Raw genomic sequence first — 17848 nt, 5'->3', positions numbered from 1 at the left:
GGCCGCAACACCGAGCCATGCCAGCGCCGCGCAGGCGGCACGCAAGGCAGCGGCGCGCCGGCCGGGGGCGCGGGAAGGACGAAGACGCATGACGGGCATGAGGACCTCCGTGTTTTCATGGGGAGGCCCGGGCTGGGCAAGAGGCGCTCCCGCGCCCCTGCCCGCCGGTCGGTCAGGCGCCCTGCACGCGGTACTGGTCCGCCTTCGCGAGGCCCTCCATCGCCGGATCGCTGACCGACGGCGCGCCGGTCTCGATGTGGCCGGCGAAACGGCGCAGGAAGTCGGGCTGGCCGCCGACCCGCACCGACACGTCGTACCAATGCGCGGCGACCGCGACGCCCAGGCGCAGCTCGCTGCGACTGCGCGCCGGCACGTTGACGCTGCGCGGCGCGCCGGTCTGGTACTTGTTGTGGGCGACGCTGAAGGTCGCCGCCACCGGACCGGTGTTGACCAGCGTCAGCACCAGTTCACCGTTGGCTGGCGCGGCCTGGGCGATCACGTCCGGATTGGGCTGGCCGGCCGCCGCCGCGCGACGCGCGTTGCCGGCGATGTGGCGATGGAAGCCATTCGGGCCGAGGATCCACAGGTCGTAGGCGCCCGTCGCCTGCGGCACGAAGTTGCCGGTGAGCTGCTTGCCCGCCTCGACGGTGTAGCGGCGCGGGATCTCGTTCAGGCGTGTGCGGTCGTAGACGTGGAAGACCGCCGCGGCGGTGCCGGTGTTCTGGAAGGTGATCGCGATCGTCGTCGCATTGGGGCCGGCGCCGGTGCTCAGCGCCGCGGTCGCCTGCAGGTCATAGGGCAGTGGTCGCGCGGGGCGCACGCCGGCGTTCTGCGACGGCAGCTGCAGCGCGCCGGGCACCGGCGGCGTCGTCGTGCCGGGCAGCGCGCGGGCCTGGTTGGCGAGCGCCACGGTGCCGGGCAGCTTCGAGAAGAACTCGCTGTCCTCCGGATCGGCGAAGTTGAAGCACGAGGTCAGGTCGCCGGCGACCGCGCGACGCCATGCGCCGATGTTGGTCTCCTTGACGCCGAAGCGCGCCTCGATGAAGCGCAGCACCGAGGTGTGGTCGGACACCTGGGAGTTGACCCAGCCGCCCTTGCTCCATGGCGACACGATGTACAGCGGCACGCGCGGGCCCATGCCGTAGGGGCGGTGCAGGTAGGTCGGCGAGGCGCCGTTGAGGATCTCGCAGTACTCGCCGGTGGTGTCCACCGTCGATCCGCCAGCGAGCACCGCCTGTGCCGGGTTGGCGTTCCAGCTCACATAGGACGGCGCGGCCGGCGGCGGCATGTGGTCGAAGAAGCCGTCGTTCTCGTCGAAGTTGATGAACAGGACGGTCCTGGCCCACACGTCCGGATTGGCGGTGAGCGCGTCCAGCACCTTGGCGGTGTAGTCCGCGCCCTGCGCCGGGCTGGACGGGCCGGGATGCTCGGAGCCCTCGGCGGTGGCCACGATCCAAGACACCTGCGGCAGGCGGTTGTTGAGCACGTCCTCGCGCAGCAGGTCCAGGTCGCGGGTGGAAATGCCGCGGTCCTTCAGCACCTGTGAGTAGCCCGGGCGGTTGTACCAGCCGTCGCGGAACACCTTGAAGCCGGCCAGCGAGTTGTCGGTGAAGTTGTCCGCCATGTTCTGGTAGACCTGCCAGCTGATGCCGGCCGATTGCAGGCGCTCGGGGTAGGTGGTCCAGGTGTAGTCGTCCAGCGGGTTCGGGTTGAACCAGTCGTGGCTGTTGTCGGTGGACGGGCCGTTGCCCAGGCGCAGCGGGTCGTTGGTGCCGGTCCAGAGGAACAGGCGGTTGGTGTTGGTGCCGGTCTGCGTCGAGCAGTGGTAGGCATCGCAGAGCGTGAACGCGTTGGCGAGGGCGAACTGGAACGGCAGGTCCTGCGCCGTGAAGTGGCCCATCGAGTGGTTCTGCTTGGCCTTGGGCCAGCTGTTCATGCGGCCGTGGTCCCAGGCGGCCTGCGCGTCGGTCCACGAGTGCGGCGTGCCGCTGACGCGCATGAAGGCGAAGTTCTGCGCGGTGTTCAGGTGGAAGGGCGCGATCGCGCCGGGCGCGGCGTTGTTGGCGGTGGGCTGGACCCAGATCGAGCGGCCCTTGACGTTGGCCGAGTCGGCCACCGGCGCGGGGAAGGGATCGCCGAAGCCGCGCACGCCGTTGAGCGTGCCGAAGTAGTGGTCGAAGGAGCGGTTCTCCTGCGTCAGGATGACGATGTGCTCGACGTCCCGGATCGTGCCGGTGCGCACGGCCGCGGGAATGGACAACGCGCGGGCGATGGCCGGCGGGAAGCTGGTCATCGCGGCGGTGGCGCCGGCGGCCGTCGCGACCGCGCGGAGGAACTGGCGGCGGGGGGCTTGCTGCTGCGTCATGGCGGGTTCCTCAGGTGGCGGATTGGGAGGCCTGGCGGCGGCGGATCACCAGCGCAGCGACGGCCAGGCCGCCCAGCGCGAGCGCGCCGGAGGCCGGCTCGGGGACGGCGGCGGCGAAGCTCAGGTCGTCCATGACGAAGAAGGCGGGATCGTTGCTGCGGAACACCAGACGGTCGACCAGACCGGTGTAGCCGCTGGCCAGGAAGGTGGGCGTCTCGCCCAGGTTCAGCGTCGACGTCGAGGCGACCAGCAGGCCGCCGCGGTACAGGTCGATCGCGACGTTGACGCCGTCGAAGCCGGCGAACCAGGCGCCCTGGAAGGTGCTGGGGGTCAGGAAGCCGATGGCGCTGGTGGCGCTGCTGCCGTCGAAGCCGAGCGTGGCGCGGCGGTCGCCCGAATGCGGCGTGTACGGGGCTTGCTCGCCGGCGTACTGGAACCAGGAGCTGGCGGACCAGTCCAGGCCGGCGTAGTTGGCGGGGACGATGCCGTCGGTGGCGAGGTCGTCGAAGGTGACGACGGTGGCGGACGCGAACGAGGCGGCCAGGGCCAGCGTCAGCGGCAGGCAGACGCGGGCGAAGTGGCGGGCAAGAGGCTTGCGCATGAGGACTCCAGGGAGGTCGGGATGGGGATTGCCACCGCGGCGCGGCACGCACGGGCCCGACTGGAGGGTCAGGCCTTGACGGCGCAGGGGCGGTGGAACGCGGCGGATGTTCAGAGGCCGAGGTGACAGACCGGTGAACGGTCGATGTCATCGACAGGCTGGGCACCCACCCCGGGCGGCGCTGTCGCCCGAAGCGGGGGCGCGTCCCCGAACCGACGCGCGGCTGTCATGTAACCCTGGGTGTTGCGCGTCTGCGAGCAAGGGTGTCGACGGTGACGCGATGCATCGCCGGGTCACCTGTCGCGGGCCTGACGGACACCCCCATGATCAGGATGCGCAGGGGGACCCGCCTCCCTCGATCAGTTCCCCCATCGATCCCGCAACTTGGAGGAGAGACACGCGGCCGGCGGCTGCCGACACTGCAGGCCTTCGGGTCATGGGACCCGCACGAAGGAGCCGCTCATGAGCGCCATGACCCGATTGCTTCCAGCCACGCCCTCGAGCGCCTGCCAGACGGCCCCTGCCGCCGCGGACTCGTTCGAGCACCTGATCCACGCGCTTCGCCATCCGCAGGCCCTGTTCGACGACATGGCCAATTCCCAGCTCTTCACGCGATGCGAGATGGCCGATTGGGATGCGACCACTGCGGCCATGAGGCAGATCCTCGATCGCTACGGCGTCACGCCGGCACAGGTCCTGGCGAAGTTGCGCCTGGCGGCGGAGTTCATGCGGCACCACGAGATTCCGCTCGAAGGGTCGCCGTGGTTATGCACCCACCACGATGAATGCGACATCTGGGCACGATTCGACATTCATACGGCGCTGATCGGGCCAGACATCGCGGTCTGGCAAGACCGCTTCGATGACGTAGTCGCGAATCGCGACCTCCGCGTCGAGTGCTTCCAGATCTGGCTGCTTTCGCGCGGCCCGCATTGACGTCAATCGCCGCGTGAGGACTCCATGTCTGTCAGCAGCCGCAATCTCTTTACCCTGGCACGCAGCTTATCCACCAGCACGGACGAAGCGACCTTGCGAGCGGCCATCAGCCGCGCCTACTACGCGGCCTATCACCGGTGCCTGGACTGGGAGCGGCAGCTGCCGCGACGCGGCAGCGATACCGGGGTGCATGGCGTTCACGCCTGCCTCATCAGCCGCCTGGAGAGCCCACATCGGCATTGCAGTCCCTTGCAGGCCCAGCGCTCGAAGGCGATCGGTAAGCAGCTTCGCGAGCAAAGGGACCGACGCACGTTCGCGGACTACAGCATTCACGGCCACCTCCCGCGCCAGTTCGTAAGTGCTCAACTGACTTCGACCGCCGACCTCCTCAAGCAATGTGACCAGTCCAACGGGTCGCCAAGGAGCGGCAAAAGGAGGACACGATGACACGCCTTCGCCGATGCCATGACGGCCCGCTACGGCGCTGCCACTCCGTTGGCCACCGCCGCGCCGCTATGCCCGGCTCCGTGCGAACGCCTGGTACCAAGCCACCGCATCGGCATTCGCCATCGCATCGCGCTTCATGACCTGTTCCGCCGCGGCGCCGAGCAGCAGCTTCTTGATCGGCAGCTCCATCTTCTTGCCCGACAGCGTCCGCGGAATCGCGGTCACCTGGTGGATCTCGTCCGGCGCATGCCGCGCCGACAGCGCCTTCTTGATCGACGCCCGCAGCCGCTGCTCCAGGTCCGCGTCCAGCGCCACCCCGTCCCGCAATTGCACGAACAGCAGCAGGCAGCTCGGCCGTCCGAGGTACTCCAGGTCCACCACCAGGCTGTCCAGCACCTCCGGGTGCGCCTCCACGGCGCGATACAGCTCGGCCGTCCCCATGCGGATGCCATGCCGGTTGATCGTCGCGTCCGAGCGGCCGTAGATGATCCCGCCCCCCGACGGCGTGATCCGCAGCCAGTCGCCATGCCGCCAGATCCCCTCGCCGTTCGGGCCGCGGTACATGTCGAAGTAGCTCGACAGGTAGCGCTCGTTGTCCTGGTCGCCCCAGAAGTACAAGGGCATCGACGGCATCGGCCGCGTGCAGACCAGCTCGCCGACTTCGTCGATCAGCGCGCGGCCCTGGCCCTGCGCGTCGGCCTCCGAGAACGCATGCACCGCCGCGCCCAGGCTCCGCACCTGCATCTGGCCGCGCACCAGCGGCTCGGTGATCAGACCGGTCAGGAAGGCGCCGGCGAAGTCGGTGCCGCCGCTGATGATGCAGATCCAGATCGGCTGCCCGTCCGGCTTGGGGCAGTGCGCCCAGATCCAGTCGTAGCTTTCGTCCGCCAGCGGACTGCCGGTGCTGCCGACCGCGCGCAGGCGGCTCAGGTCGCCATGGCGCAGGGGCTCGACGCCCGCCTTCAGGCAGCTCGCGTAGAACGCCGCCCCCGCACCGAAGAAGGTCGCGCCCGACAAGGCCACGAAGCGCCACAGCGTGCTCCAGTCCGGCGCGTCCTTCGGGCCGGCGGGACTGCCGTCGAACAGGCAGATCGTCGTGCCGCCCATCAGCGCGCCGACCTGGCAGTTCCACATGATCCAGCCCGTCGAGCTGTACCAGTGGAAGCGGTCGCCGGTGTCCACCGTCGCGCCGACGTTGTTGTGGATCGATCCCTTGAGCATCTCCAGCAGCACGCCGCCGTGCCCGTGCACGATGGGCTTGGGCAGGCCGGTCGTGCCGCTGGAGTAGACGATCCACAGCGGATGGTCGAAGGGCACCGGCTCCGGCGCGCGCGACACCGGATGGGCGATCAGGTCGTCCCAGCGATGCGCACGCCGCGCCGGGCCGCCCGAGCCGGCGTCCCGAACCAGCGAGGCGGGATCCGCCCGCGGGTCGAGGTTGGCCAGCAGCACGACATCGCCCACCGTGGGCAGCTCGTCGAGCAGCTGCGCCAGCATGCCCATGCGGTCGATCTCCTGGCCGGCGTAGCGCACGCCGTCGGCGGCAATCAGCACGCGGGGCTCGATCTGACGGAAACGGTCCAGCACCGCCACCGGTCCCATGTCCGGCGAGCACACCGACCAGACCGCGCCCAGGCTGGCCACCGCGAGGAAAGCCACCGCCGTCGCCGGCACGTTGGGCAGGTAGGCGACGACACGATCGCCGCGGCGCACGCCGAGCTCGTGCAGCGCGGCCGCCAGCGCGCCGACCTGGCGCTGGAGCGCGGACCAGCTCAGTTCGCCGAGTTCGCCCCGGGCCAGCATCGCCTCGTCGGCATGCACGATGGCCGGGTGGCCGGCGGCGTCGGCCGCGTCGACGTGGCGCAGCGCCTGTGCTGCGACATTCAGCGTGACGCCGCGGAACCACACCGCGCCCGGCATGCGCTCCTCGCAGAGCGCCGCTTCGAACGGCGTGGATGAGCGCAGGTCGAAGTGGTCCCAGATGCTGCGCCAGAACGCGTCCAGCTCCGTCACCGACCAGGCCCACAGCGAGGCGTAGTCATCGAAGACCAGGCCGCGCTGCTCGCGCAGGAAGCGGCGGTAGTGGTCGATCTGCGGCGTCGGGACCATGCGACTCTCCTTGTCGAGGTCGGGAAGGTAGCGCAGATCCGGCGGGGGGCGCGTCACGCGTGCGACCGGGAGTGAGAGTCAGCGCGGGGGCAGCTTCGTCGTGTCGATGTCGACGTAGGGCCAGAAGATCTGGTTGAAGTACGGGCGGCGGAAGCCGATCAGCCAGGGCTGGGCCAGGTCGTTGACGATCCGGTGCACGCGGAACTTCTGCGGCATGTAGGCGGTCAGCAGCTTCTGCGCATCGCGCAGCAGCGCGGCGCGCTCCGGGCCATCGGGCAGCACCATCATGCGGCGATAGATCTCGTCGTAGCGCGCCAGCTTGAAGCGGCCCAGGTTCTGCCCGCCCGAGGCCGGCCCGTACATCAGCTCCAGCCCGAGCTGCGCATCCGGCGTCGAGCTGTTGAAGCCCAGCTGCCAGATCATGAGCTGCCCGGCGCGCGCCGACTTCAGGTTCTCCGGCCACTGTGCGGTCCGGATGCGGATCTGCACGCCCAGCTTGTCCATGTCGCGCTTCCACAGCTCGTCGTAGGGCTTGGAGCGCGAGTCCGGCGAGGACGCGATCTCCAGCACCAGCGGGCGGCCGTCGGGCTGGTCGCGCCAGCCGTCGCCATCCTTGTCGACATACCCGTAGGTGTCGAGCAGCGCCTTGGCGCGCGCCAGGTCGAAGTCGCCGTTCTCGCTCTTGTAGTCGGGGTCGTATCCCCAGGTCATCGGCGCCACGACCGACTGCGCCGGCACCGCCTGGTGGCGGCGCGTGCGGGTGATCTCGGTGGCGATGTCCGTCGCCAGGCCGATCGCGCGCCGCAGCGCGACCTTGTCCGGCGTGTAGCCGCCGACCGTCGGGTCTTCCATGTTGAAGTAGTACATCGTGCGGTCGCTGGCCAGCACGCTGTAGAGCTGGATGCCCTGCTTCTGCAGGTTGGGCGCGATCCTGCCGTGCGGCGCGGCCACCTCCGCGTACTCCTCGGGCAGCAGGTAGAGCAGGTCGAACTCGCGGTTCAGGAAGGACAGCCAGCGCGGCTGGCCCTCCTCGATGATGCTGATCTCGACCGCATCGATCATCGGCAGCTTGCGGCCCTTGAAGCGCGCCAGCAGCGCCTGGCCCTCGGCATCGCCGGGATTGGGCTGGGCGTCGTAGAACACGTCGCGGTAGCCGGGGTTGCGCACCAGGCGGATCAGCGAGCTGCGCCGCCAGCGGTCCAGCATGAAGGGCCCGGTGCCCACCGGGTGCTCCATCGTCTTGCCGGCGTAGGCCTCGATGACCTCGCGCGCGACCGCGCCGTAGGTGTCGCCGCCGGCCAGGTTGTAGAGGAAGCGCGGACGCGGCTCGGCGAGCCGGAACTGCAGCGTGTAGCGGTCCAGCGCGCGCACGCCCTCGACCGGCCGGTCGTAGTCGAACGGGCGCTTGCTCTTCAGCGCCTCCACCCGCAACTCCTCCAGCCCGAGGATCCCTTCCTGCTTGAAGGTCGAGTACAGCGGCGCCTTGGTCGCCGGATCGTAGAAGCGCTTGAGGCTGTAGACGTAGTCCTCGGCGGTCAGCTCGCGGCGCCGGCCCTTGAAGGCCGGGTCGTCGGCGAAGTAGATGCCGGGCCGCAGCCGGATCGTCCAGGTGCGGAAATCCTCGGACACCTCGGGCATCGCCGCGGCCGTGTTGGGCTTGAGCTTGAACGGCCGCGCCAGGTAGTCGTAGTTGTAGAGCGACTCGAAGATGTGGGCCGTGACGATGCGCGAGTACAGGTCGCTCAGCTGCGCCGGATCGAAGCCGGTCTCGGCCACCAGGAAGGCGTAGCGCAGCACTTTCTCCGGCTGTGCCGCGGGCGTCTGGACCGAGGGCGAGCCGCCCGCCGGCGGCGGGGACGCCGCGGCGCCGGCGCCCGTCGTGACGGCCAGCGAGGCCGCCATCAGCCCCAGCGTCCAGGCTCCGCGGCGCATGGCGCCGGTGATCCGATCGAGGAAGACGCCGCGCGGGACGGCATTCGGAGCGGGGCGGCGTGCGGGCATGGACGTCGGGACCTCGGAGGCTAGTGCTTGAACTTCGCGGCGGCGTCGGGATCGATGTCCACGTACTCCCACCAGTTCTGCCAGAACTGCGGCCGGCGATAGCCGATCAGCTGCGGCTGGGCGATGTCGGTGATGAAGCGGTGGCCGCGGTACTTGTAGGGCATGTAGGCGGTGGCGTAGCGCTTGGTCTCGTCGAAGATCTTGAGCCGCTCCGGCCCGTCGGGCAGGTGCGAGGCCTCGTCGTAGAGCTTGTCGACGGCCGGCAGCCGGAAGCGCGCGTAGTTCTGCGCGCCGATCTGGCCGCTGTACATGCGCGCCAGCGAGTCCTGCCCATCGGGTTTTGCCGCCGAGGTCGCCAGCGACCAGATCTGGTAGCGGCCGGCCCGCAGCGCCTTGAGGTTCTCGGGCCACTTGGCCGGCTTGAACGCGATGCGCAGCCCCACCGCGTTGAGGTTCTTCTGGACGATCTCGTCGATCTGGCGCTGGAACTGTTCGGGCGTGGTCAGGCTTTCCAGCACCAGGGGCGTGCCGTCGGGCCGGTCGCGCCAGCCGTCGCCGTCCTTGTCGACATAGCCGTACAGGTCCAGCAGCGCCTTGGCGCGCGCCGGGTCGAAGCTGCTCATGTCGCTCTTGAACGCCGGGTCGTAGCCGGTCGTGCCCGGCATGTAGAGCGACTGGGCCGGGATCGCCTGGCCGCGGCGCACCAGGCGCAGTTCGCGCTCGACATCGATGGCCAGCGCGATCGCCCGGCGCAGCGCGATCTTGTCCGGCGTGTAGCCGCCCACCAGCGGGTCCTCCATGTTGAACACGGTGAACAGCACGTCCGAGGCCACGGTCCGGTACGCATGCTTGCCCTGCTTCTCGAGGTTGGGCGCCAGCTTGCCGTTGGGCATCGCCTGGTTGATGAAGTCCTCCGGCGTGCGCTCGATGAAGTCGTACTCGCCATTGAGGAAGGACAGCCAGCGCGGCTGGTTCTCCTCGATGACGCCGATCTCGACGCGATCGATCATCGGCAGGCGGCGGCCCTTGAAGCGCGCCTTGAGCGCCTGGCCCTCGGCATCGTCCGGCGCGGGATCGACCTCCTGGTCGTAGAAGCGCTCGCGGTAATGCGGGTTGCGCTCCAGCACCATCAACGAGCTGCGCCGCCACTGCTTGAGCACGAAGGGCCCGGTGCCCACCGGATGCGCCATCGAGTCGCCCGGATAGGCCTCGATCACCTCGCGCGCGACCGCGCCGTACAGGTCGCCCTGCGCGAAGACCTCCATCAGCCGCGGCCGCGTCTCCTTCGTCCGGAACTGCAGCGTGTAGCGGTCCAGCGCGCGCAGGCCCTCGATGGGCTTGTCGTAGTCGAAGGACTTGCCGGACTTGCGCACCTGCGCGTGGTATTCGTTGAGGCCAACCAGCTCAAGCTCCTCCACCTCGCTCCACGACGGCGAAGCCACGGCCGGGTCGGCGAAGCGCTTGAAGGTGTAGACGTAGTCCTCGGCCGTCAGCTCCCGCCGCCTGCCCTTGAAGGCGGGATCGTCCGAGAAGTAGATGCCGGGGCGCAGCTTGACCGTCCACAGCTTGTAGTCGTCGGCGCTCTCCGGCAGCGCCGCCGCGGTCAGCGGTTTCATCTTCGCGGGACGCGCCAGCTGGTCGTAGGTGTAGAGCCCCTCGAACATGTGGGGCGTGACCATGCGCGAATAGAGGTCGCTGACCTTGGCCGGATCGAAGCCGGTCTCGGCGACGCGGAACGCGTAGCGCAGCACCTTGGGGGTCGAGGCCGAGGCCGGGGACGCCGCGGATGCCGGGGACGTCGCGGGCGCGCTCGCGCCGTCCGCCGCCTGCGCGGCGCTCAGGCCGGCCAGCGCCAGCAGGGACGCGAGGACGGCCCCGCGCAGGTTCGAGGACAGGCGTCGGGCGCGGATCGTCGTCATGGCGGGGCGGTCGTCGAAGCGCTCAGGGCTTCTTGTTCACATGGGCCTTGGCCAGCGCGTCGGTGTCGATGTCGACGAAGGTGTAGAAGTCGCGCTGGTAGAGGTTCTTGTCGTAGCCCAGCACCCAGGGCTGGGTGATGTCGGTGTAGATGCGGTGCACCTCGACCTTGTAGGGCATGTAGGCCGTCAGCAGCCGCTGCGCATCCTGCATCACCGCGACGCGCTCGGGACCATCGGCCATCGAATGCTGCTTGCGGTAGAGCGCGTTGAACTCGGGCAGGTCGAAGCGGGCCTTGTTCGACTGCCCCTTGCTGCCGCCGTAGGCCAGGCCCAGGAAGTTCTCGCCGTCGGGGATGTCGGCGCTCCAGCCCATGCCCCACATCTGCAGCTTGCCGGCGTTGGCGGCCTTCAGGTTCTCCGGCCACTTGGCGATCTTGAACTTGATGCGCACCTTCAGCGCATCCATGTCCTTCTGCCAGAGCTCGACGAGCTGGCGGTTGCGGCCATCGGGCTGGGTCGCGTACTCGAGCACCAGCGGGCTGCCGTCGGGCAGGTCGCGCCAGCCGTCGCCGTCCTTGTCGACGTAGCCATACAGGTCCAGCAGCGCCTTGGCGCGGGCCGGGTCGTACTGGCTCATCTCGGTCTTGAAGGCCTTGTCGTAGCCGGTCACGCCCGGCGAGATGATGCCCTGCGCCGGGATCGCCTGGCCCTTGCGGGGCAGCCGCACCTGGCGCTCGACGTCCACGCCCAGCGCGATCGCGCGGCGCAGCGCGATCTTCTCCGGCGTGTAGCCGCCGACGACCGGGTCCTCCATGTTGAAGTAGGACGCCGAGATGTCCGCGCGTTCGTAGCGGATTGCCCGCATGCCATCCTTGGCGAGGTTGGGCGCGAGCTTGTTCTGCGGGATCGCCACCGGCGCGAAGTCCTCCGGCAGCTCGTCCATGAAGTCGAATTCCTTGCGCAGGAAGGCGAGCCAGCGCGGCTGGGATTCCTCGATCACCGAGATCTCGACCCGGTCCACCATCGGCAGCTTGCGGCCCTGCAGCTTCTTGACCGCCTCGACCAGCGCGGCCGGGCGGTCCGGGCCGACCTCCTCGTGATAGCGCACGTCGCGGAAGTTGGGGTTCTTCTCCAGCACCATGCGCGAGGAGCGGCGCCACTCGGCCAGGCGCCAGGCGCCGGTGCCCACGGGGTGTTCCATGATGCGGTCGCCGTAGGCCTCGACGACCTCGCGCGCGACGATGCCCACCATCGGATCGGCGAAGTGGTACAGGAAGCGCGGATCGCTGTTGGCGACGCGGATCTCGACCGTGTAGCGGTCCAGCGCGCGCACGCCGTCGACGGGGCGCGCGTAGTCGAACGGCGTCTTGTTCTTCAGCGCCTCGGCGCGCACCTCGGACAGGCCCAGGATCTTCGCGCCCTCCAGGCGGTAGAGGTGGCCGCTCTTGTTGCGCGGGTCGTAGTGGCGCTTGACGGTGTAGACCAGGTCCTCGGCCACCAGTTCGCGCTTGTGGCCCTTGAACGCCGGATCGTCGGCGAAGTAGATGCCGGGCTTGATCTTGAAGACGAAGCGCTTGTGGTCGTCGAAGACCTCGGGCAGCCCGTCGGTGATGTTGGGCTCGAGCCGGTAGGGCCGCCCCAGGAAGCTGTAGCGCAGCGGCGCGTCGAAGATCGCCGAGGTCACGTTGCGCGAGTACAGGTCGGTGACCTGCACCGGATCGAAACCGGTCTCCGCCACGCGGATCGCGTAGCGCAGCACCTTGGGCGCGGGGGTGGCGGCCTCGTCGGCGGCGCGGGCGGTCGACGGGATCACCGTGAACATCGCCAAGGCCGCGAGGGATGCCGAAAGTAAGAGCGCCTGGGATTGTGTCCCGGCCATGCCGCGTCGCATCTGGAAGCCGTCCTTGAATTCGAAAGCGCGCCAGTCTAGTGGGCGATGTCCGCGCCCGCCATGCCAACAACCCCGAGAGCGGGACCTGCCCCGTCGCCAGGGCGCACTGCGGATGGATGCGCCTGCTTCCACGAGCGTGCTTCATCAGTTTTCTTCGATGGATTCAGGGCAAATGCCGGTGCGGCGGCGAGAGGCGCTCACGTAGACTCGCGCGTGATTTTTCGACCCGCAGGCCCCGGCCGTCACAAGCGTCCGGGGTTTGTCTTTATCGGTCGCCGGACGCTCGCGCGATCCCGGCGGCGCTTGCTTGGAGTCCCGCGGTCATGGCGGCATATCTCATCAGGCGCCTGTGGCAAATGATCCCCACGCTGTTGGGCGTCGTGCTGCTGGTGTTCTTCCTCTTCAAATGGTTTGGCGGCGATCCCGCCGAAGTGCTGGGCGGCCTGAACGCCAGCCAGGACCAGATCGAAGCCATCCGCGAGCAGCTCGGCCTGAACAAGCCGGTGTGGGAACAGCTGCTGATCTTCCTGCAGCAGATCGTGACCTTCGACTGGGGCAAGAGCTGGGCGACCAACGAGTCGGTGGCCAACCTCTTCGCCACGCGCATGCCGGCCACGCTGACGGTGATGCTGCCCATCCTGGTGCTGGAGGTGATCCTGGCGATCCCCTTCGCGCTGGCCGTGGCCTACATGCGGGGCAGCCTGACCGACCGCGCGGTGATGATCCTGACGACGGTGGCGGTGTCGATCTCGCTGCTGGTCTACGTGATCGTGGCGCAGTACGTCTTCGCCTTCCGGCTGGGCTGGTTCCCGGTGCAGGGCTGGAGCGACTCGCTGTGGACCAACCTGACGACCTACGCGCCGCTGCCGGTGTTCGTCGCGGTGGCCGTGGCGCTGTCGCCGTACACGCGGCTGTACCGCACCTTCTTCCTCGACGAGATCGGCCACGAGTACGTCCGCACCGCACGCGCCAAGGGCCTGACCGAGAAGACCATCCTGCTCAAGCATGTGCTGCGCAACGCGATGATCCCGATCATGACCAACATCTCGGTGGCGCTGCCCGGCGTGTTCGTCGGCTCCTTCCTGCTGGAGGTCTTCTTCTCGATCCCGGGCCTGGGCCGCGAGATCCTGCTGGCGGTCAACCGCAACGACTATCCGGTGATCCAGGCCTTCGCGATCTACATCGCGGCGCTGACGATGGTGGTGAACCTCGTCACCGACCTCCTCTACAAGCTGGTTGACCCCCGGGTGGTCCTCAAATGAGCGCAGTGCTGTCCAACCAGGCCGCGGTCGCGGCGCCGAAGCGCTCGCAGGGCGTGTGGGCCGCTTCGTGGCGACGTCTGAAGTCCGACAAGGTCGGCGTGTTCTCGATGGTGGTGGTGGCGCTGTCGCTGCTGCTGGTGCTGGCCGCCGGCCTGGGCCTGGTGGCCCGCGACTGGCAGAAGGAGACCGGCGTGCCCAACGCGCCGCCGACCTTCATGGGCCCCGCGCCCGCCGAGGCGGCCGGCGCGATCGCCCAGCCCAAGGGGCCGAACGTCGACCTCAGCGACATCGACCCGCTCGCGCCCAAGTACGCCGAGTGGACCGAACGGGCCAAGCAGTACAAGACCGACGAGGCGCCGCGCGCGCAGACGCTGGCCTTCGGCGCCGACCGGCTGGGCCGCGACGTGCTGGCCAAGGCGATCAAGGGCGCGGAGATCTCCATCATGGTGGGCGTGCTGGCCGCGCTGGTGGCCACCCTCATCGGCACGGTGCTGGGCGCGCTGTCGGGCTTCTACGGCGGCAAGGTCGGCGACTTCCTGGAGTGGGTCTACAACGTCTTCACGGCGATGCCCAACATCCTGCTGATCTTCGCGTTCGCCGTCGTCTTCGGCCGCGGCGTGCTGCCGGTGGTGATGATCCTGGGCCTGGCGGGCTGGACCGGCATCTACCGCCTGGTGCGCGCCGAGTTCATGAAGCATTCGGTGCGCGAGTACGTGCGCAGCGCCGAGGCCATCGGCGCGAGCAAGGCCTCGCGCATGTTCAAGCACATCCTGCCCAACGTGTCGCACGTGGCGCTGGTGCAGCTGTCGCTGCACGTCGTGGGCTTCATCAAGAGCGAGGTCATCCTGTCCTACCTGGGCCTTGGCGTGAGCGTGGACCAGGTGTCCTGGGGCACGATGCTGGCGGAAGCCCAGAGCGAGCTGATCCTGGGCTACTGGTGGCAGCTGGCCGCCGTGACCGGTTTCATGGCGGTGTTCGTCACCGCGTTCGCCCTCTTCACGGATGCGCTGCGCGACGCGCTCGATCCCAAACTGCGCGGTCTGGAGTAACGCCATGCTGTTGAGCATTCAAGACCTGAAGGTCGCCTTCCGCATGGGCAGGACCGGCGGCGTGATGCAGCGCCAGCTGGCCGTCAAGGGCGTCAGCTTCGACATCCCCGAGAACCGCACCGTCGCGCTGGTGGGCGAGTCCGGCTCCGGCAAGAGCGTGACGGCGATGTCCATCCTCAACCTGCTGCCCGACAACGCCGAGCGCAGCGGCGCGATCCTGTTCCAGGGGCGCGACCTGCTCAAGACCTCGCTGCGGGAGCTGCAGTCGGTGCGCGGGCGCGAGATCGCCTGCGTGTTCCAGGACCCGATGAGCTCGCTGAACCCGGTGTTCCCGGTCGCGGACCAGATCATGGAGCCGCTGATCAAGCACCTGGGCATGAGCCGGCGCCAGGCGCTGGTGCGCGCCGAGGAGCTGCTCAACGAGGTCGGCATCCCCGACCCGAAGCGGCGGCTCAAGAGCTACCCGCACGAGATGTCCGGCGGCCAGCAGCAGCGCGTGATGATCGCGGTGGCGCTGGCCTGCAATCCCAAGCTGCTGATCGCCGACGAGCCCACCACCGCGCTGGATGTGACCATCCAGCGCCAGGTGATGGAGCTGATGGCCAGGCTCAAGGACACGCACAAGATGAGCATGCTGTTCATCTCGCACGACCTGGGCGTGGTGGGCGAGATCGCCGACCAGGTCGTGGTCATGCGCCATGGCAAGGTCCGCGAGCAGGCACCGGTGGCCGACATCTTCCACAACCCGCAGGACGCCTACACGAAGGCGCTGCTGGCCTGCCGGCCCTCGCTGACCGAGAACCCGGCGCGGCTGATGGTCATCGACGACCACATCGCCGGGCGCGCGGCGCAGGGCGCGGGCAAGGCCAAGGATCCGGCCGCGCCGGTGATCCTGGAGGTCAAGGGGCTGCGCAAGAGCTTCTTCTTCAAGTCGGGCCTGTTCGGCAAGACCGAGTTCAAGGCCGTCAAGGGCGTGGACTTCCAGCTGCGCAAGGGCCACACGCTGGGCGTGGTGGGCGAGTCGGGCTCCGGCAAGACCACGATGGGCCTGACCCTGCTGCGCCTGCACGAACCCACCGGCGGCGAGGTGCTCTTCGAGGGCCGGGACCTGCTGAAGATGACGGGCCCGGACTGGCAGAAGATGCGCCGCCGGATCCAGGTGGTCTTCCAGAACCCGTATGCGTCGCTGAACCCGCGCTTCACCATCTCGCAGACGCTGCTGGAGCCGATGGAGATCCACGGCATCGGCGCCAGCCACGAGGAGCGCCTGGCCACCGCCAGCGCGCTGCTGCGCAAGGTCGGCCTGGACGAGAGCGCGCTGCACAAGTACCCGCACGAGTTCTCCGGCGGCCAGCGCCAGCGCATCGCGATCGCGCGCTGCCTGACGCTCAAGCCCGAGGTGCTGGTGCTGGACGAGGCGGTGTCGGCGCTGGACGTGTCGGTCCAGGCGCAGGTGCTGAACCTGCTCAAGGACCTGCAGGACGAGTTCGGCCTGAGCTACATCTTCATCAGCCACGACCTGGCGGTGGTGAAGTTCATCTCCGACGAGGTGCTGGTGATGCAGCACGGCGACGTGGTCGAGCAGAACGACGCCCGCGCGCTGCTCCTGGCGCCCAAGCAGGAGTACACGAAGCGCCTGCTCGGCGCCGTGCCGCGCGGCTATCAGGGCGCGGAGCCCGCCGCCAGCGTGGCCTGAGCCCATCCGACGCCGACCGGACGGGGAACGCCGCCCCGCCCCCTGCACCATCCCTGCACCAAAAGGGAACTTTGCACAATCGCGAAGTCCAGGTCCCTCGCTCGCGCGGGGGACCTCCTGCTCCCTCGCGAAGCGGTGGCTAGAATGGCTCGCAAGTTTTGTGCCGTCAGGATTCCCCCATGTCGCTTCGTCGCCCCTTGCTGTTGTCGAGCGCGCTCGCGCTGGCCCTCGCCGCGCCCTGGGCGCAGGCCTCCAAGGACGACCGCACGAAGCCGCTGAACCTGGTTTTCGACCGCGAAGGCGCGATCGACAAGGTGCGCCAGCGGTCCGAGTTCAACGGCAACGTGATCATGACCAAGGGCTCCATGGAGCTGCGCGCCGAGCGCATGGACGTCCAGGAGACCAGCGACGGCTACTACCAGGCCTACGCCAACGGCACCTCCGCCAAGCAGGTCCACTTCCGCCAGGACCGTGACACCCCGGGCGAGCGCATCGAGGGCCGCGCCGACCAGATCGAATACGACACCCGCACCGAGACCATCCGCCTGGTCGGCAACGCCGAGGCGCGGGTGATGCAGGGCGACCAGCTCAAGCAGGCGCTGTCCGGCGCCACGCTGAACTACGACAACCGCACCGAGCGCCTGGTCGTCGAGACCGGCGCCGCCTCGCCGCATCCCAGCGGCCGCGGTCGCGTCGTGCTGATGCCGCGCAATGCCGCGAGCGAACCGCCGCCGGCCAGCAGCGCCCCGCTGCCGCTGCGTCCCAGCATCAACCTGACGCCCCGCCAGTCGCCCCAGCAATGACCCAAGCCCGCACGAACACCTCCCGGAGCCGCCTGCAGGCCTGGGGGCTGCAGAAGTCTTACGGCGTCAGGAAGGTGGTCAAGGACGTCCACCTCGACCTGCACAGCGGCGAGGTCATCGGCCTGCTGGGCCCCAACGGCGCCGGCAAGACGACCAGCTTCTACATGATCGTCGGCCTGGTCCGCGCCGATGCCGGCGAGATCCAGATCGACGGCCGCCCGGTGCAGACCCTGCCCATCCACCAGCGCTCGCGCATGGGGCTGAGCTACCTGCCGCAGGAAGCCTCGATCTTCCGCAAGCTCAATGTCGAGGAGAACATCCGCGCCGTGCTCGAGCTGCAGCTCGACGACAAGGGCAAGGCCTGGTCGTCCGCGCGCATCGACGCGGAGCTGGACAAGCTGCTCAACGAGCTCTCGATCGAGAAGCTGCGCGACACGCCCGCGCCGGCGCTGTCCGGCGGCGAGCGCCGCCGCGTCGAGATCGCCCGCGCGCTGGCCACGCAGCCGCGCTTCATCCTGCTGGACGAGCCCTTCGCCGGCGTGGACCCGATCGCGGTGCTGGAGATCCAGCGGATCATCCGCTTCCTCAAGCAGCGCGGCATCGGCGTGCTGATCACCGACCACAACGTGCGCGAGACGCTGGGCATCTGCGATCGCGCCTACATCATCAGCGAGGGGGCGGTGCTCGCCGAAGGCACGCCCCAGCACATCGTCGAGCACCAGGACGTGCGCAGGGTCTACCTCGGCGAACACTTCAAGATGTAGGGCCG

Annotated in this window: 13 protein-coding genes; 7 read left to right on the top strand and 6 right to left on the bottom strand. The window is 68.9% G+C overall.

Features of this window, described 5'->3' with window-relative positions; genetic code table 11:
• Window positions 1-172 precede the first annotated feature (172 nt).
• Entirely contained in the window at window positions 173-2365 is a 2193-nt protein-coding gene (locus tag BM393_RS19370) for a phosphocholine-specific phospholipase C (RefSeq protein ID WP_091730533.1), read from the bottom strand.
• A 10-nt stretch (window positions 2366-2375) separates the two neighbouring features.
• Window positions 2376-2966, bottom strand: coding sequence for a PEP-CTERM sorting domain-containing protein (locus BM393_RS19365; protein WP_091730530.1), 591 nt, complete (start codon window positions 2964-2966; stop codon window positions 2376-2378).
• A gap of 462 nt (window positions 2967-3428) precedes the next feature.
• On the opposite strand from BM393_RS19365, the gene BM393_RS19360 reads away from it, so the two are divergent.
• Both BM393_RS19360 and BM393_RS25380 read left to right on the top strand, forming a co-directional pair.
• Window positions 3429-3902, top strand: a complete 474-nt coding sequence (locus tag BM393_RS19360) for a hypothetical protein (protein ID WP_091730526.1) — start codon at window positions 3429-3431, stop codon at window positions 3900-3902.
• Between the two features lie 24 nt (window positions 3903-3926).
• Complete coding sequence (locus tag BM393_RS25380; RefSeq protein ID WP_141225403.1) at window positions 3927-4349, top strand: hypothetical protein; 423 nt, start codon at window positions 3927-3929, stop codon at window positions 4347-4349.
• Window positions 4350-4415: 66 nt separating this feature from the next.
• Here the strand turns inward: BM393_RS25380 and BM393_RS19355 are convergent, their stop codons facing one another.
• The 4 genes from BM393_RS19355 to BM393_RS19340 form a co-directional block, all read right to left on the bottom strand.
• Window positions 4416-6458 (bottom strand): acetoacetate--CoA ligase, encoded by a 2043-nt coding sequence (locus BM393_RS19355; protein ID WP_091730523.1) that lies wholly within the window; start codon window positions 6456-6458, stop codon window positions 4416-4418.
• Between the two features lie 78 nt (window positions 6459-6536).
• Window positions 6537-8459 carry an ABC transporter substrate-binding protein gene (locus tag BM393_RS19350; protein WP_254783498.1) on the bottom strand — a complete coding sequence of 641 codons (1923 nt, stop codon included), beginning with the start codon at window positions 8457-8459 and terminating at the stop codon, window positions 6537-6539.
• A 20-nt stretch (window positions 8460-8479) separates the two neighbouring features.
• Complete coding sequence (locus BM393_RS19345) at window positions 8480-10378, bottom strand: ABC transporter substrate-binding protein (protein ID WP_091730521.1); 1899 nt, start codon at window positions 10376-10378, stop codon at window positions 8480-8482.
• Between the two features lie 22 nt (window positions 10379-10400).
• A complete protein-coding gene (locus tag BM393_RS19340) occupies window positions 10401-12200 on the bottom strand; it encodes an ABC transporter substrate-binding protein (RefSeq protein ID WP_091730518.1) in 1800 nt (599 codons plus the stop codon).
• Window positions 12201-12592: 392 nt separating this feature from the next.
• Between BM393_RS19340 and BM393_RS19335 the strand changes: the two genes are divergently transcribed.
• The 5 genes from BM393_RS19335 to lptB all read left to right on the top strand — a co-directional run bounded on the left by BM393_RS19335 (window position 12593) and on the right by lptB (window position 17843).
• Window positions 12593-13531 (top strand): ABC transporter permease, encoded by a 939-nt coding sequence (locus BM393_RS19335; RefSeq protein ID WP_091730516.1) that lies wholly within the window; start codon window positions 12593-12595, stop codon window positions 13529-13531.
• Window positions 13528-14580 (top strand): ABC transporter permease, encoded by a 1053-nt coding sequence (locus BM393_RS19330; protein ID WP_175538422.1) that lies wholly within the window; start codon window positions 13528-13530, stop codon window positions 14578-14580. The genes BM393_RS19335 and BM393_RS19330 overlap by 4 nt, the downstream gene beginning before the upstream one ends.
• 4 nt (window positions 14581-14584) lie before the next feature.
• Window positions 14585-16276 carry an ABC transporter ATP-binding protein gene (locus BM393_RS19325; protein ID WP_091730514.1) on the top strand — a complete coding sequence of 564 codons (1692 nt, stop codon included), beginning with the start codon at window positions 14585-14587 and terminating at the stop codon, window positions 16274-16276.
• 179 nt (window positions 16277-16455) lie between these two features.
• Complete coding sequence (lptA, locus tag BM393_RS19320; RefSeq protein WP_091730510.1) at window positions 16456-17079, top strand: lipopolysaccharide transport periplasmic protein LptA; 624 nt, start codon at window positions 16456-16458, stop codon at window positions 17077-17079.
• Entirely contained in the window at window positions 17076-17843 is a 768-nt protein-coding gene (lptB, locus tag BM393_RS19315) for an LPS export ABC transporter ATP-binding protein (RefSeq protein ID WP_091730505.1), read from the top strand. Before lptA ends, lptB begins: the two co-directional genes overlap by 4 nt.
• Window positions 17844-17848 lie beyond the last annotated feature (5 nt).

Origin of the sequence: Mitsuaria sp. PDC51 (genome assembly GCF_900113225.1) — a bacterium.
Lineage (GTDB): Bacteria > Pseudomonadota > Gammaproteobacteria > Burkholderiales > Burkholderiaceae_C > Roseateles.
This window is presented reverse-complemented; position numbering and strand designations above follow the sequence as displayed.